Raw genomic sequence first — 13,070 nt, 5'->3', positions numbered from 1 at the left:
GGATGACCTTTCTGCAATTCCTTTATCTGCTCCGTGCCCGCCTCCGCGCGATCGGCATTGCCGCGGCGGTAGGCGCCGTGCTCGCCGTCGGCTGGATACTGATCAGCGCACGCACCTTCGACGCTACCGCGCAGTTGCTGGTCAACGTCCGCGCGCCGGAAACGGTGGGCAGCCAGTCCTTCGCCGATCAGCTCGCGCCGGATTACGTCTCGACCCAAGTCGACATCATCCGCAGCCGGGCCGTTGCCATGCAGGTCGTCAAGGCTTTGGCGCTGGATAAGGACCCCGCCCAGCAGGCGGCCTTCCGCGAGAGTGGCAGCGCCTCCTTCCAGAATTATCTGGTCAATAAGATCCGCGACGGATTGTCGGTCGCGCCGGTGTCCACCTCGCGGGTGATCTCGCTCACCTATTCGGCACCCGACGCCCAGTTCGCCGCATCCGCGGCGAATGCCTTTGCCCGCGCCTACCAGGACGTGAATCTGCGGTTGCAGACGGATCCGGCCCGCCAATCGGTCGCGTCGTACGAGGCGCAGGCGCGCGCCGTGCAGGATCAGATCAATCAGGCGCAGCTTGCCCTATCGGACAAGGAGCGCAAGCTGGCCGTCACCTCCGACGACGATCATAACGATGCGGAGGTCAACCGTCTGAACAGCCTGTCGACGCAACTCGCCACGTCGCAGGTGGAAGCTGCCCAGCTTGGCGCGCGCGCCTCCAACGGCGCCCTGCCCGATGCGATTGCGAGCCCCGTAACCCAGGGCATCCAGACCGAGCTTGCCAAGCTGGAAGCGCAGCGGGCGCAGCTGGCCAGCTATGCCGGCCCGAACAATATGGATCTTATCCAGATCAACCAGCAGATCTCGGCGCTGAAACAGCAGCTGGCACAGCAGCATGCGTTGGTGGCAAAGGGCGCCTCCGCCGCAGCTGCCCAGAGCAATATGAGCATGGGCCGCCTGGCTTCGGAGATCGGCACACAGCGCAACCGCGCGATCGAAGCGCGCGTGAATCGCGACTCGGTCACCCTGCTGAAGGATCAGGTCGCCAATCTGAAGCAAACCTACGAGCAGATCGCCGCACGGCGTGCGCAGCTCAATATCCTGAGCGAAGGCAGCCAGGCGAACGTCTCGATCCTGTCGCCGGCCATAGCCCCCGCGAAGCCGGCCTGGCCGCGCCCGTTCATCATGCTGGCGATGGGCCTAGTGGTCGGCGCCTTCCTGGGCATGGCCTATGCGGTAATTTCCGAAATGGCTGACCAACGCCTGCGCAAGGTCGAGGACATCGAAGCCTGGCTCGGCGTACGCAGTCTCGGTGCAATCCGGGGTAGCAAGGCGGATGCGCGCGGCGGCCTGCTGACGTCGCGGATCGGCCGGCTTCTGCCGCGCCCGCAAGGATCCTATTGATATGGCCGACGCTTCTCAAATTCCGCCGACCGGCACGGGCGAAACGGCCGCCGACATGGGCGAGATGCTCGTGCGGATGGGCATCATCTCCTCGGACCAGGCGAAGGAGATCGACGCCGCACAGGGCGATGGCGGCAAATCCTATGCCGAAGTGGCGGTCGCGCTGGGGCTGATCTCTGCGCAGGACCTCAGCCAGATCATCGCCGCGCGCCGCGCGCAAGCCGGAACGCTGGATCACAGCCGGTTCCATCGCGACATCGTCGTCGCGCATCAGCCGCGCTCGCAGCAGGCCGAGGATTTCCGCGCGCTGCGCAATGCCTTGTCGCTCCGGTGGTTCAAACACCCGGAAGGCGCGCGTTCGCTCGCCATCATCAGCGCGAACCGGCATGAAGGCCGGTCGATCTGCGCCGCCAACCTGGCAGTGAGCTTCGCGCAGATCGGCCTGCGCACGCTGCTGGTGGATGCCGATATGCGATCCCCGCGCCAGCATGAGCTGTTCGGGGTCGATGGCAGCCTTGGCCTCGCCAGCTATCTGAAGAGCGCCGATGCAACCGGAAACTATCCCAATGTCGGCGACCCGGATACGCTCTCCGTCCTGCCGGTAGGCGACACGCCATCGGATCCGCAGGAACTGTTGCTGGGCGCGCCGCTGCACGATCTGATCGCGGCAGCCCAGAAGAATTGCGACGTCATCCTGTTCGATACGCCGGCCGCCAGCGACAGCAGCGACTATCAGACGATCGCCGCCGCCTGTGGTGGCGCTTTGGTGGTCACCCGGGCCGGCGAAAGCCGGGTCCGTCCGACGGCGCGGCTGATCAACGATTGCGAGGATCTGGGCATCAAGGTGGTCGGTGCCACCATGATGTCCGACTGATCGGGAACGCCGCGAATTGTCAGGCGCCCTTGCGCGCCAGCGGCTGTCGGATATCCCGCCGCCCGAGCGGCTTGCGCCGCCGATCCTGGATCGTGCGGACCCCGTCGATCCCCATCACCGCCGCCGCCATTCCGAACAAGGAGGCGCTCATCGTGCCGAAGTCCACGCTGGGGCTGGAGACGGCGCCCGGGATGAACACGACGAGCCAGGACAATTTGGCGCCGTACAGGATCTGACGGCTGGGCCGATCCGCATCCTTCGATGTCGAGGCCGAAAGAAAGCGTAAAAGGAACGCCGCCATCAGCGCGCCGCCCAGCAGACCGGTCCCGCTGACGAGGGCCACCGGCCAGCTGGAGCTGCGGGTCGAGCCGACACCGACGCCCAGCCACCATGTCTGGGCAAGCGCCCGCAACGACACCGTATTCCACGTACTGCGTTCGATATAAGATGCGCTTTGCGACTTCTGGAACACCATCAGGTCGATCATGCGGTACGCCGGCGCGAAGGCCTTGCTGTTGAGCAAGGCGACCAGCCCCACCACCACCAGCATCGTCAGCACGATGGCGAATTCGCGGAACAAGGTGCGGCGTTCGTCCTGCTCGGTGGCACGCAGGAAGCGGATGATCCAATCCAGCGTCGCCACGACGCAGAACATGCCAAGGCCGAGATAGGCCGAGGACGAGGTCGACAAGGCGGCCATGCCGAGCGCCAGGAACGGTGCGACCCGCGCCAGCTTGCCCCACCAACCGTCTGCGGGAATGACGCGCCCGATAAAGTAAGCGGCCGTGCCAAACCCGGCACATAGTCCGCCATATGCGGACGCCTCTGGCATCAGGCCGACAATGCGCGACGATCCCAAGATCTCGCCGACCAGCAGCAGGCGATAGGTCGCCGTCCGAAACGGTGCGAGCAGGTTGGTACCGTGGGTCGCGACATCCAGCACGCCGGTGAAGACCGCGCATAATGTGCCGATGATGACGGCATTGGCGATCGTGCGCCGCCCCTCGGGCGTCGTTCCGATCAGACTCACCGCCAGCGCGACGCAGTAGGACGCGGTCAGATAGATGATCTGCGTGTAGATCGTCGTGGATGGCTGAAGCAGTTCGGGCGCGGCGGAGTTGAGGCCCATGATCGTGACGTGGCCGGCAAAGAGCCGCGGCATGAACAGACTGATGACAACCGCCATCACCATGAAGGCGGTCAGCAGGCCAAGCCGGCGCGGGTCCGCCATCGACGCCCATGCCTTGCTCAGCCCGTCGCGTTCCACCAGCAGCGCCGCCAGCAACGCCACCGCACACAGGGTGCGCGGCAGGATGGTAATGCCGCCAGTGGCCGCCGGGGGCAGCACCGAAAAGGCGCCGAAACTCATCGCGCAGAACAACAAGGGAAGCGCCCATTCGCGGCGGCGCAGCATGGTCCAGCCGAACATGCTCCAGAATAGTGCATAGGCCATAGAGACTGCCCCGTACGCGATAGGAAAGGATGCGCGCTTTGCTCCAATATGCTGCATCAGCGAAAGAGCAAAACCAAGAACCCGCCACGCCGGACGGAAAGCACGGCGAGGCGTGCGCGGGACTGGCGGAAGCTCTGTGTACCGGCCGTCCTATGCGGTAGAAATAAGCCCCGTCAGGAGATGTCTCATGACCCACCGTACAAGTCGCAAAAACCTGCTCCGCCATGGTGCGATTGGAGCAGGCATCCTTGTCGTGATTGCCGGGCTTAGCATGAGCGGGAGCCAGCGCGTTCTCGGGCAAAGCCCGGCCGGGACGCCGCTCAACATCGACAATTACCGCATGACGTTCGCCGATGAGTTCGACACGCTGGACGTCTCACCCTGGGGTCCGGGCACGCGCTGGATCGCGCACACGCCCTGGAAGGGCGATTTCGGTTCGGCACACTTCCTCGATCCCGGCCCCGACAGCCCCTTCAAGGTTGCGAATGGCGTGCTGACGATCAGGATGCGGCGCGGCCCGGACGGGAAATGGGGCTCCGGCCTCCTGGCATCGGCCGATCCGTCCGGCCAAGGCTTCCAGCAATCCGGCGGCTATTTCGAAATGCGCGCGAAGTTTCCGGAGGGGAAGGGTGTGTGGCCGGCCTTCTGGCTGGGTTCGCTCGGCGCGCCCGGCGATCTCAAGCCGGAGGTCGATGCCGTCGAATATTATGGCAACGACAATAAGGGCTATTACGCCAATCTGCACCTCTGGCAGAATGGCAAGGATCTCTACAATCGCAGCGCCCGGATCGCGATCCCCGCCGGCGCCGCCAGCAGCGACTACCACCTTTACGGCGTCGGGATCGCGCCCGACGTCATCACCATCTATTTCGATCGCCAGCCGGTCGCGCAATTGCCGTCCCGGCCCGAATTCATGCAGCGGATGCTGTTATTGACCAACCTTGCCGCCGGTGGCGGCTGGCCGATCGATGAGATGCCCGATCCTTCGGTGATGCAGATCGATTATATCCGCGCCTATCAGCCAAAGAATTCCGGCTGATGGCGCAGACATATCCGCATGCCCGATGTGCGTGTATTATTGCACTTCCGGCCCGTTGGTGAGCGTGCGCAGCTTACCTTCCCAGGCGACGGCATGCTGGATGATCAGTCCCATGTCGCGCCATTGCGGCTCCCAACCGAGCGTCGAGCGGATCAGCGCGCTGTCGGCGACGAGCATCGGCGGATCGCCCGCCCGCCGCTCGGCAATGCGCCGGTTCACGCTGCGTCCCGTCGTGTCTTCGACCGCATCGAGCACTTCGCTCACCGAGAAGCCTTGCCCATATCCGCAATTGGCGACCAGCGAGGCGCCACCGGCAAACAGATGGTCCAGCGCCAGCACATGCGCCGCCGCGAGGTCGCTCACATGAATATAGTCGCGCACAGCGGTGCCATCCGGGGTCGGATAATCGGTGCCGAACACCGCGATACCGTCGCGCTTGCCCGCCAGGACTTCGGACGCGACCTTGATCAGATGGGTGGCCCCGGCGGTGGACTGACCGGTGCGCCCTTCCGGATCGGCGCCGGCAACGTTGAAATAGCGCAGCGCGACGTAGGTGAAATCATGCGCATGCGCGACGTCGCGCAGCATCCATTCGGTCATCAGCTTCGACGCGCCATACGGATTGATCGGCGCGGTCGGCGTGGATTCCAGGATCGGCCCATCTCCATCCGGCTCGCCATAAACCGCTGCGGTCGAGGAGAAGACGAATCGCGAAATGCCATTCTGGACCGCCGCCTCGATCAGCGTACGGCTGTTGACGGTGTTATTGCCGTAATATTTGAGCGGGTCGGTGACCGATTCCGGAACGACGATCGATCCGGCGAAGTGCATGATCGCCTCGATACCCCGCTCGGCGATGATCCGGTCGAGCAGCGCGCGATCGGCAATGTCGCCCTCGTAAAAGGGCATGTCGGTGGGAATGGCGAAGCGGAACCCGGTCGACAGATTGTCGATGACGCTGACCGCATAGCCTGCGGCAAGGAGGGCAAGCACCGCGTGACTGCCAATATAGCCGGCACCGCCGGTGACGAGGATCGAACGAGGCGTGGTGTCTGTCATCATGCAAATCCTAGCTGCCTGTCCCGCGGCAGTGTCGGAATTGCTGCGTCGCAACAACCCTGATGTCAGCCCATTTTAAACCAATTAGCGGATCAGAAACAGGATTGCCGCCCATAGCCCAAGGCTCACAAGGGCCGCGATTCCCCATGCCAGCAGCGAAATGCCACGCTTTTGCGGCCGCGCGCGGCTCGCCACCCACGGCCCCTCGCCGGTCGATTCGGCTGGATTGCGGCGCGCCGCACCTTCATGCAGATCGCCAAGTGCCGCCCGGCGCACGTCATTTTCGCTTCGCCCCTCGGATTTCGGGGGCAAAATGGGGGAAATCGACATCGTGCTGGCTACTCTTGTCATCGCGGTTTTCTATCCTCTCATCTTCTTTTCTAGCATGAATTTCCAAGTAATTCGTGTGCGATCGCTATTTCGAGCGCTCGATTCCGCCCCGCAGCGTACTTTGCTGCACTGCATCATTGTCTTTCGGACATATTGCAGCTTGACCAACATCGTCCGCTTTACAAACGCGCGGCGATCCCCCGATATCCAAAGGATTGCGCCATCATGTCACTGAAGGCGAATGTCGCGCGCTCTACGCTGTGGTCCGGCGTGCAGATCATCGGCAACCAGGCGACCTCCTTCTTCGTCTTCCTGGTCCTCACCCACTTCCTTTCGCCGGGGGATATCGGCGTCGTGGCGCTGGCCGTGTCCTTTATCGAGATCATGACGCCATTGATGCGCGCCGGGCTCCCGGAAGCATTGATCCAGCGCGAGACCCTCGACGAGGTCGAGGCCGACACCTGCTTCTGGAGCGGGGTCGCGCTGTCACTCGTCATGGGCGCTGGCCTTTTCCTACTGGCCCCAATGATCGCGCGCAGCTTCAACAGCCCTGCCCTCGGGCCGGTGCTGCAGGCGTTGTCGGCATTGCTCCCGATCACGGCGCTCAGCGCCACGCATGAAGGGCGGCTGACGCGCGACTTCGGCTTCAAGGCGCTGGCGGTGCGGACGTTGATCGCCAACTTGATCGGCGGCGTCATCGGCGTCGTGATGGCGATCAGCGGCTATGGCGTGTGGAGCCTGGTGGTGCAGCGGCTCGTCGCGTCCTTCTTCTCCGTCATCTTCATCTGGATCAGCTGCCGCTGGGTGCCGCGGCTGCGCTTCTCCACGGCGGCCTTCCGGCGCATGTCGGGCTTTGGCGCGCACATGACGCTGGTCACCTTCCTGATGTCGCTCAACGGCCGCATCTTCGACTTCCTGCTCGGCTTCTTCATGGGTCCGGCGGCGGTGGGCTATATGCGGGTCGCCTCGCGCGTGCTCGACATGGTGACCCAGTTCGCGGTCAATCCGCTGACGTCGGTGGCGCTGCCCACCCTGTCGCGCCTCCAGCAGGATCGCCCCGCTCTGTCGCGTGCGTTCATCCGCCTGGTCCGGACATCGGCACTGATGACCTTCCCCGCTTATTTCGGGCTGGCGATCGTGGCACCCGATCTCGTGCCGCTCGCCTTCGGCAAGCAATGGGCGGCCAGCGGCGAATTGCTGTCGATCCTGTGCCTCAGCGCCATTCCGATCACGCTGCAATATTTCACCTGGCCCGCCATGGCGGCGGTCGGCCGATCCGACCAGGCATCGCTCGGCATCACCGCGATCGTGGCGTCGGCGACCGTCATCACGGCGATCGCGGCCCCCTTCGGCCTGATCGCGGTGGTGATCGCGCATGTGGCGCGCACCTATCTTACCCTGCCGCTCAGCGTGTATCTGCTGCGCCGGAGTACGGGGATCGAAAGTCGGCCGGTCCTGACCTCCGTTCTGCAGCCGCTTGCGGCCGCGCTGGTCATGGGGGTGGCGCTGCTGCTGCTTCGGCCGCTGCTGCAGGGGCTTCACCCGAGCATGCGTGTCGCCGTGTTGGTCGTCGCGGGCGCCGCAATTTACGGTGGGCTCGTCCTGACGACCGCCCGGGCGCTGGTGCGGGACCTGAAAACTGCCTTCGCCCGATCCTGAGCGGACATGAAAAGATCGGCGGGTGGACAAATCCACCCGCCGATGCGGTATGTCAGAATGTGCTGGAACGGCTCAGCCGAACTGGGTGCGCCAGGCGTTGATGGCCTCGTTCGGCAGCTTGAGGCGAACCGGATCGCTCCCTTCGATCCAGGCGGCAATGCGCGCATGATTATCCCGCGCGACGGTCGGCAGATCGGTGTCGCGACCAATCTCGGCAGCACGATTGTCGACGATGACGATCAAGGCGCGGCGTCCCTTCTGCATCGCCCGGATCCCGCCATGAAGCCGGCTGCCGATGAAATCGACGTCTTCGCCTTCCAGGACATCGGTATAGGCGCGGACATTGGGGTGGATCAGCTCGACATCGAAATTGCCGAGCGAGTGGAGATATTCCCAGTCTTCCGCCTGCTGGCTCCAGAAATACACCTTGCCGTAACTGTCGCAGATGCGTTGCATCAGCTTGCGATCATTGTCCGGATCCGGCCGGTAGAAAGTGAGCGCCGCAACCGCGCTTTTTGCCTTGGTTGTGGGAATGGCGGCGCAATGGGCGTCGTCCAAACGCCACATTGTCGGGCATGCGGTGTTGAGTGTCTTGCGCCCCAGCTGCTGGGCCTTGCCGAGCGTGTAGCTGTCGCGGAACGAATGCGCATATTTCTTCGACAGGACGCGCTCGTAGACATAACGCGCGTAGCGGCTGGCATTGGGGTGATAATCCTGCCAGCCCACACCCATCAGCACGACCTTGTCCTGCATCGGCGACAGATCGAGCGGGGAAATTTTCCAGTTCGCGCCGCGCAGCATCTGCGACGACATGGAATTGGCGCCGCCGAGGATGCCGAATTCGCACTGCTTCAGGATCTTGCGGCCGATCCGCCCCAGATAATCATGCGTCGCCACCGTGGTGAAATAAGCATCCGGCAGCGCGTCCAGCAGTTCGTAGCGAACCGCATCCATAATGATCTCGTCGCCCAGATTGTCGGACGAAACGCTGGTATCGAGCAAGGCGATGAGCCGCATGGCAGGTTCCTATCTTTGTCTTGGCTCGCTTAGAAAGCGAAGCGGGTATCGCGGAAATAACGGAGCAGCTTTTGCCGCCGCAGCGTCGGCCGCCAGGGCGTCAGCAACATCATCTTGCGGCGACGCGCCTCCGCCTCACCGTCGATCGCGGCAATCTCGTCGGCACTTTTACGCTTCTCGAACTGCGCCAGCACCGGATAACGGGCGCGTAGCGCATCATAATGCGGCAGGAACCGCCCCTGCCACGGACGCGCCCGGCTGAACCACGGCTTGGCGGCGCCCGTGAAATGCACGATCCGCGGCTTGAGCCGGTCCGCCAGGCCAAGATCGGCATAGCTTGAGATATAATTGTAGAGCGGCGACAGCACCTCGCGCTGGCCGTTGAACACGAAGTTCAGCGCGCTCTGATCGTGGAAGCGGCACAGGTCGGAATGTTCGGTGAAGAAGCGCAAGGCTTCGGCCGACTTGGTCCGCCAAGTGTCGCGCCGGAAGGCGAGGATGCCCGCGTTGAAATAATCATGAGGCGATTTCAGGCCGAGCCCTGACAGATAGGCGCTCATCCCGCGCCAATAGCCGCCGCCGTCGCCCTGATACATCCAGATGCCTTCGTTGACCGAGGCGATCTTGCCGGGTGCGACCTGATGTTCGACCAGCGGCGCGATATCGCCGAGCAGCTGGATATCGCCGTCCAGATAGAGGACATGATCATATTGCTCGGGCAGCAACTCCCCGAGCGACAGTCGCGCCAGCGTCGAATGCGGCACGTGCGTGGGATTGAAGCTGACATCGCCGGACAATTGCAGCAGCTCCGGCGGGATCTCGACGAAGCGCACCGGCAAATGGCCAAAAGCATCTTCCAGCGCGCGCCGGCGGTCCGCATCGATATCCACGAGGTAAACGATGATGTCGGCGAGAGCTATCACCCGCGGCTGGGCGAGCAACTGATCGATGACCGACATGGTCGGCATCATGAAGCCGGCATCCGTCGTGAAGATGATCAGGTGGCGCTTTACATCGCCGCCCTGGGCCCCCGCTGGCACGGCTTCAGGAGAAACGTCGGTCAATGCCCTGCTCCACAAAGGCGCGGAACTGTTCGTCGAACCGCTCCGGCGCAAATTTGCGCGCATGCTCCTGCGCTACTTCCGGCTCGAAGCCGGGCAGCCAGCCTTCGAAGCGACGGATCGCGTCGTTCAGCGCATCCGCCGTCTGCTCGTAGAAGAACAGGCCGGTTGACCCGTCGACCACCGTTTCCAATGCGCCGCCACGGCCATAAGCGATCACGGGACGGCCAGAGGCCTGGGCCTCCACGGGGACGATCCCGAAATCCTCTTCGGCGGTGAAGATCAGCGCGCGGGCGCGCGCATAAGCATCGCGCAGCCCCGCATAATTAAGCCGGGTCTCGAAGCGGATATTACCCTTGGCGCGCTTGCGTATGTCGGCGGCGCACGGGCCATCGCCGACGATCAGCAGCGGCAATCCGTTGGCGTTGAACGCATCGACGACCAGATCGGGCCGTTTGTACGGCACCAGCTGGCTGAGCCACAGATAATGATCGCCCGGCTCGCCGATGGCGAAATCGTCGACCGGCACCGGCGGATGAATGACCTCCGCATCGCGCCCATAGAATTTGCGCACGCGCGACCGCACGAAGGCGGAGTTGCTGGAAAAGCTATCCACCCGCGACGCGCTGACCGTGTCCCACAGCCGCAGCTTGTGGCTCAGCATCGGCATCAGCATGCGCGTCAACGCCCCGGCCTGCGCGCGATAGACGGGATATTGATCCCAGATATAGCGCATCGGCGAATGGCAGTAACATAGGCTCAGCGCATCGGGGCGCGTGATCACGCCCTTGGCCGGCCCGGCTTCGGACGCGATCACCAGGTCATATTCGCGCAGATCGAACTGCTCCAATGCGAGTGGCATGAGCGGCAGATAACTCTGGTAACGCCGCGTTGCGCCCGGCAGCTTCTGGATGAAGCTGGTCGTCACCTTGTGCGATCGGATCAGCGCCGACATCGCGTCGGGATCGTAGACATGGGTGAAGATGTCCGCCTGCGGATATAGCGTCAGAAGCCGCTCCAGCACGCGCTCGCCGCCGCGCATCGCGACCAGCCAATAGTGGATGATCGCTACTTTCATGGTGTCACAACTGCTCCGCGAGGATCGAATCCATCCGGGCGGCAGCGCCGTCCCAGCTAAAAAGGCGCGCGCGGGCGATGCCTTGACGGCCAAGGTCGGCGCGTACCGCAGGATCGCCGGCCAGGGTCAGAAACGCATCGGCGAGTCCGCGCGGGTCGAGCGCGTCCACATAGAGCGCGGCATCGCCGCACACTTCGGGAAGGCTGGTCAACGCGGTGACGACGGTAGGCGTCCCGCAAGCCATCGCCTCGAGCGCGGGCAGACCGAAACCTTCATACAGGCTGGGATAGACCAGCCCCCACGCACCCGACAGGACGGCCGGGAGGACAGCGTCGGGCAGATAGCCGCAATGGACTACGCCATCGTCGCCGACCTCGCTCTCACCCCGCCCCTCGCCAAACACGCCCGCCGCGCCGCGCCCGCCGATGACGGCCAGCACCGTGTCGGCGGGAAGCTGCGGACGTGCGGCTTTCCAGGCCTTCAGCACGAGATCCAGGTTCTTGCGCGGTTCGCGCGTGAACAAGGTCGCGAAATAGGGCCGCCCCACCAAAGCGGGGGGTAGGTCGCGTTCCGCCTCCGGCACCGGGCGGAAATGATGGGACACGCCGTTGGGGACGACCGCGATCCGATCCAGCCCGATGCCCAGCAGCGCGCTCAGTCGCTCGCGCGAGAATTCGGACACGGTGACGACCCGATCGATCCGCCGCGCCAGCAAAGGTAGCAGCTGTCCGTAGAGCCGCGCGAAATTGGGCGAGAACCATTCGGGATGTTCCAGCACGGCGGCATCGTGGATCGTCACGATCTGCCGTGCCTTGGCGACGGGTCCGGTGTTGCACGGCCCCCACAGCAATTGGCGGCCGGCGCGGACCGGCAGCACGAGCTGCTCCCACAGATGGCCGCGGCCGCCATTCGCATCCTTGTTCGGCTCGACGATCCGATAAGGCGTTTTCAGCCGGCGCGTAATTTCTACGGCAACGCGTTGGACGCCGGTCAGCCGCTGGTGCCGGAAGCGTCCGTTGATGACGAGTTCAGGCATTGCCGACCTTCGCGGCGCGCGGCTTGGCGCCCAGGCCGAGACGCTGGGTCCAGCCGGCACGGCCGGCGATTTCGAACGCCACGACCGGGCCGACAACACCCGCCGTCAGCAGGATCGGCCACAGCAACGCGCCATTCTGGATACCCAGCGCCTTCGCCAGAACGATGCGCGTGCCCGCCACGAACAGCACGTGCAGCACATAGATCGCCATCGCCCGCTCGCCCAGGAAGCGGAACAGGGCGGCGGCGCGGCCGGACAGCATCGTAGCCACAGTCAGCACGCCGCAAATCCCGATCAGCGTGACCGGGATCATCGCCATATAATCGAAGCCAAACCCGCGCGAGAAACCGAACCAGATATAGGGAACGGCCAGGAGGCAGGCCGCCGCCACCACGACCCGATAGCGCGCCATCCATGCCGGGATCGCCGCCATCTGCCCCGCCAGCGCCGTGCCCAGCGCGTAGAAGATCAGCAATTCGCTGAAGAAATGCGGAATGGTCGCGCGCGGCCAGAGAATATGGAAGCCGACAAAGGCGATCGCGCCCACCACCAGGATCGGCACGATCGTGTTACGCCGCACCAGCAGCGCCGCGACCATGTGAAACAGGAACAGGACGTACAGGAACCAGAACTGGCTCGGCGGCGCCCACAAGATCTGGAGATAATCCAGATGTTCACGCGGTTTGTTGACGTAGGAAGACGCCAGATACAGCACCGTGATCTGGATGATCGACCACAGGAAATAAGGCCAGACGATCGACCCGATCTGGCGCCACGCAAAACGCCCCCGGTCCCGCGCGATCTGGCCGGGCACGAACAGACCGCTCAGCAGGAAGAAGAGCGGCATGTGGAAGCAATAGACGGCGTAGAAGCTGAAGGCGGCCAACCCATCGCGCGACAGCAGCCCCGCCGACATCAACCCGTCAATGGCGTGGCCATGCACAACCAGTACGATGCCGATGCCCTTTGCGACATCGACCCAGCCGAGCCGGGGCCTGGCCTTGACCGGTTCTTCGCGCTCGCGCGCGGATAGCACCCCGGCGGGCGCAGGATGGGTGGTTGCCATG

The 13,070-nt window shown here is 64.0% G+C and carries 12 protein-coding genes; 4 read left to right on the top strand and 8 right to left on the bottom strand.

From position 1 onward, the window contains the following. Positions 1–2: 2 nt before the first annotated feature. Together ACSBM8_RS02350 and ACSBM8_RS02345 are read left to right on the top strand one after the other, a co-directional pair. Entirely contained in the window at positions 3–1,397 is a 1,395-nt protein-coding gene (locus tag ACSBM8_RS02350; protein WP_442680071.1) for a GNVR domain-containing protein, read from the top strand. Position 1,398: 1 nt separating this feature from the next. Next, a complete protein-coding gene (locus ACSBM8_RS02345) occupies positions 1,399–2,271 on the top strand; it encodes a hypothetical protein (protein ID WP_442680070.1) in 873 nt (290 codons plus the stop codon). Positions 2,272–2,290: 19 nt separating this feature from the next. On the opposite strand, the gene ACSBM8_RS02340 is transcribed toward ACSBM8_RS02345, so the two are convergent. After that, entirely contained in the window at positions 2,291–3,724 is a 1,434-nt protein-coding gene (locus ACSBM8_RS02340; protein ID WP_442680069.1) for a hypothetical protein, read from the bottom strand. A 187-nt stretch (positions 3,725–3,911) separates the two neighbouring features. Here ACSBM8_RS02340 and ACSBM8_RS02335 point away from each other — a divergent pair, with 187 nt between their 5' ends. After that, entirely contained in the window at positions 3,912–4,763 is an 852-nt protein-coding gene (locus ACSBM8_RS02335) for a glycoside hydrolase family 16 protein (protein WP_442680068.1), read from the top strand. Positions 4,764–4,799: 36 nt separating this feature from the next. Here ACSBM8_RS02335 and galE read toward each other — a convergent pair whose 3' ends face one another. Together galE and ACSBM8_RS02325 are read right to left on the bottom strand one after the other, a co-directional pair. Next, complete coding sequence (galE, locus tag ACSBM8_RS02330) at positions 4,800–5,822, bottom strand: UDP-glucose 4-epimerase GalE (RefSeq protein WP_442680067.1); 1,023 nt, start codon at positions 5,820–5,822, stop codon at positions 4,800–4,802. Positions 5,823–5,906: 84 nt separating this feature from the next. Continuing rightward, on the bottom strand, positions 5,907–6,152 hold the full coding sequence (locus ACSBM8_RS02325) for a hypothetical protein (RefSeq protein WP_442680066.1): 246 nt from the start codon (positions 6,150–6,152) through the stop codon (positions 5,907–5,909). 225 nt (positions 6,153–6,377) lie between these two features. Between ACSBM8_RS02325 and ACSBM8_RS02320 the strand changes: the two genes are divergently transcribed. Further along, complete coding sequence (locus ACSBM8_RS02320) at positions 6,378–7,811, top strand: lipopolysaccharide biosynthesis protein (protein WP_442680065.1); 1,434 nt, start codon at positions 6,378–6,380, stop codon at positions 7,809–7,811. A gap of 72 nt (positions 7,812–7,883) precedes the next feature. On the opposite strand, the gene ACSBM8_RS02315 is transcribed toward ACSBM8_RS02320, so the two are convergent. From ACSBM8_RS02315 to ACSBM8_RS02295, 5 genes are read right to left on the bottom strand one after another with little or no spacing between them, the layout of a single operon-like run. Continuing rightward, a complete protein-coding gene (locus tag ACSBM8_RS02315) occupies positions 7,884–8,828 on the bottom strand; it encodes a polysaccharide pyruvyl transferase family protein (RefSeq protein WP_442680064.1) in 945 nt (314 codons plus the stop codon). Positions 8,829–8,857: 29 nt separating this feature from the next. After that, positions 8,858–9,892: a glycosyltransferase family 8 protein gene (locus ACSBM8_RS02310; protein ID WP_442680063.1), complete on the bottom strand. Its 1,035-nt coding sequence runs from the start codon at positions 9,890–9,892 to the stop codon at positions 8,858–8,860. Continuing rightward, positions 9,873–10,967, bottom strand: a complete 1,095-nt coding sequence (locus ACSBM8_RS02305; RefSeq protein WP_442680062.1) for a glycosyltransferase — start codon at positions 10,965–10,967, stop codon at positions 9,873–9,875. Before ACSBM8_RS02305 ends, ACSBM8_RS02310 begins: the two co-directional genes overlap by 20 nt. 4 nt (positions 10,968–10,971) lie before the next feature. Further along, complete coding sequence (locus ACSBM8_RS02300) at positions 10,972–12,003, bottom strand: glycosyltransferase family 4 protein (RefSeq protein WP_442680061.1); 1,032 nt, start codon at positions 12,001–12,003, stop codon at positions 10,972–10,974. Next, a complete protein-coding gene (locus tag ACSBM8_RS02295) occupies positions 11,996–13,069 on the bottom strand; it encodes an acyltransferase family protein (protein ID WP_442680060.1) in 1,074 nt (357 codons plus the stop codon). Before ACSBM8_RS02295 ends, ACSBM8_RS02300 begins: the two co-directional genes overlap by 8 nt. Between the last annotated feature and the right edge of the window lies 1 nt (position 13,070).

This window comes from Sphingomonas sp. ASY06-1R (assembly GCF_052180265.1).
Classification (GTDB): domain Bacteria; phylum Pseudomonadota; class Alphaproteobacteria; order Sphingomonadales; family Sphingomonadaceae; genus Sphingomonas_I.
The sequence above is the reverse complement of the archived record's forward strand: the minus strand, read 5'-3'. Positions and strand labels throughout refer to the sequence as shown.

Coding starts and splice junctions, on each gene's coding strand:
- ACSBM8_RS02350 (WP_442680071.1), top strand. CDS start 3: ATGACCTTTCTGCAATTCCTTTATCTGCTCCGTGCCCGCCTCCGCGCG.
- ACSBM8_RS02345 (WP_442680070.1), top strand. CDS start 1,399: ATGGCCGACGCTTCTCAAATTCCGCCGACCGGCACGGGCGAAACGGCC.
- ACSBM8_RS02340 (WP_442680069.1), bottom strand. CDS start 3,724: ATGGCCTATGCACTATTCTGGAGCATGTTCGGCTGGACCATGCTGCGC.
- ACSBM8_RS02335 (WP_442680068.1), top strand. CDS start 3,912: ATGACCCACCGTACAAGTCGCAAAAACCTGCTCCGCCATGGTGCGATT.
- galE (WP_442680067.1), bottom strand. CDS start 5,822: ATGACAGACACCACGCCTCGTTCGATCCTCGTCACCGGCGGTGCCGGC.
- ACSBM8_RS02325 (WP_442680066.1), bottom strand. CDS start 6,152: ATGTCGATTTCCCCCATTTTGCCCCCGAAATCCGAGGGGCGAAGCGAA.
- ACSBM8_RS02320 (WP_442680065.1), top strand. CDS start 6,378: ATGTCACTGAAGGCGAATGTCGCGCGCTCTACGCTGTGGTCCGGCGTG.
- ACSBM8_RS02315 (WP_442680064.1), bottom strand. CDS start 8,828: ATGCGGCTCATCGCCTTGCTCGATACCAGCGTTTCGTCCGACAATCTG.
- ACSBM8_RS02305 (WP_442680062.1), bottom strand. CDS start 10,967: ATGAAAGTAGCGATCATCCACTATTGGCTGGTCGCGATGCGCGGCGGC.
- ACSBM8_RS02300 (WP_442680061.1), bottom strand. CDS start 12,003: ATGCCTGAACTCGTCATCAACGGACGCTTCCGGCACCAGCGGCTGACC.
- ACSBM8_RS02295 (WP_442680060.1), bottom strand. CDS start 13,069: ATGGCAACCACCCATCCTGCGCCCGCCGGGGTGCTATCCGCGCGCGAG.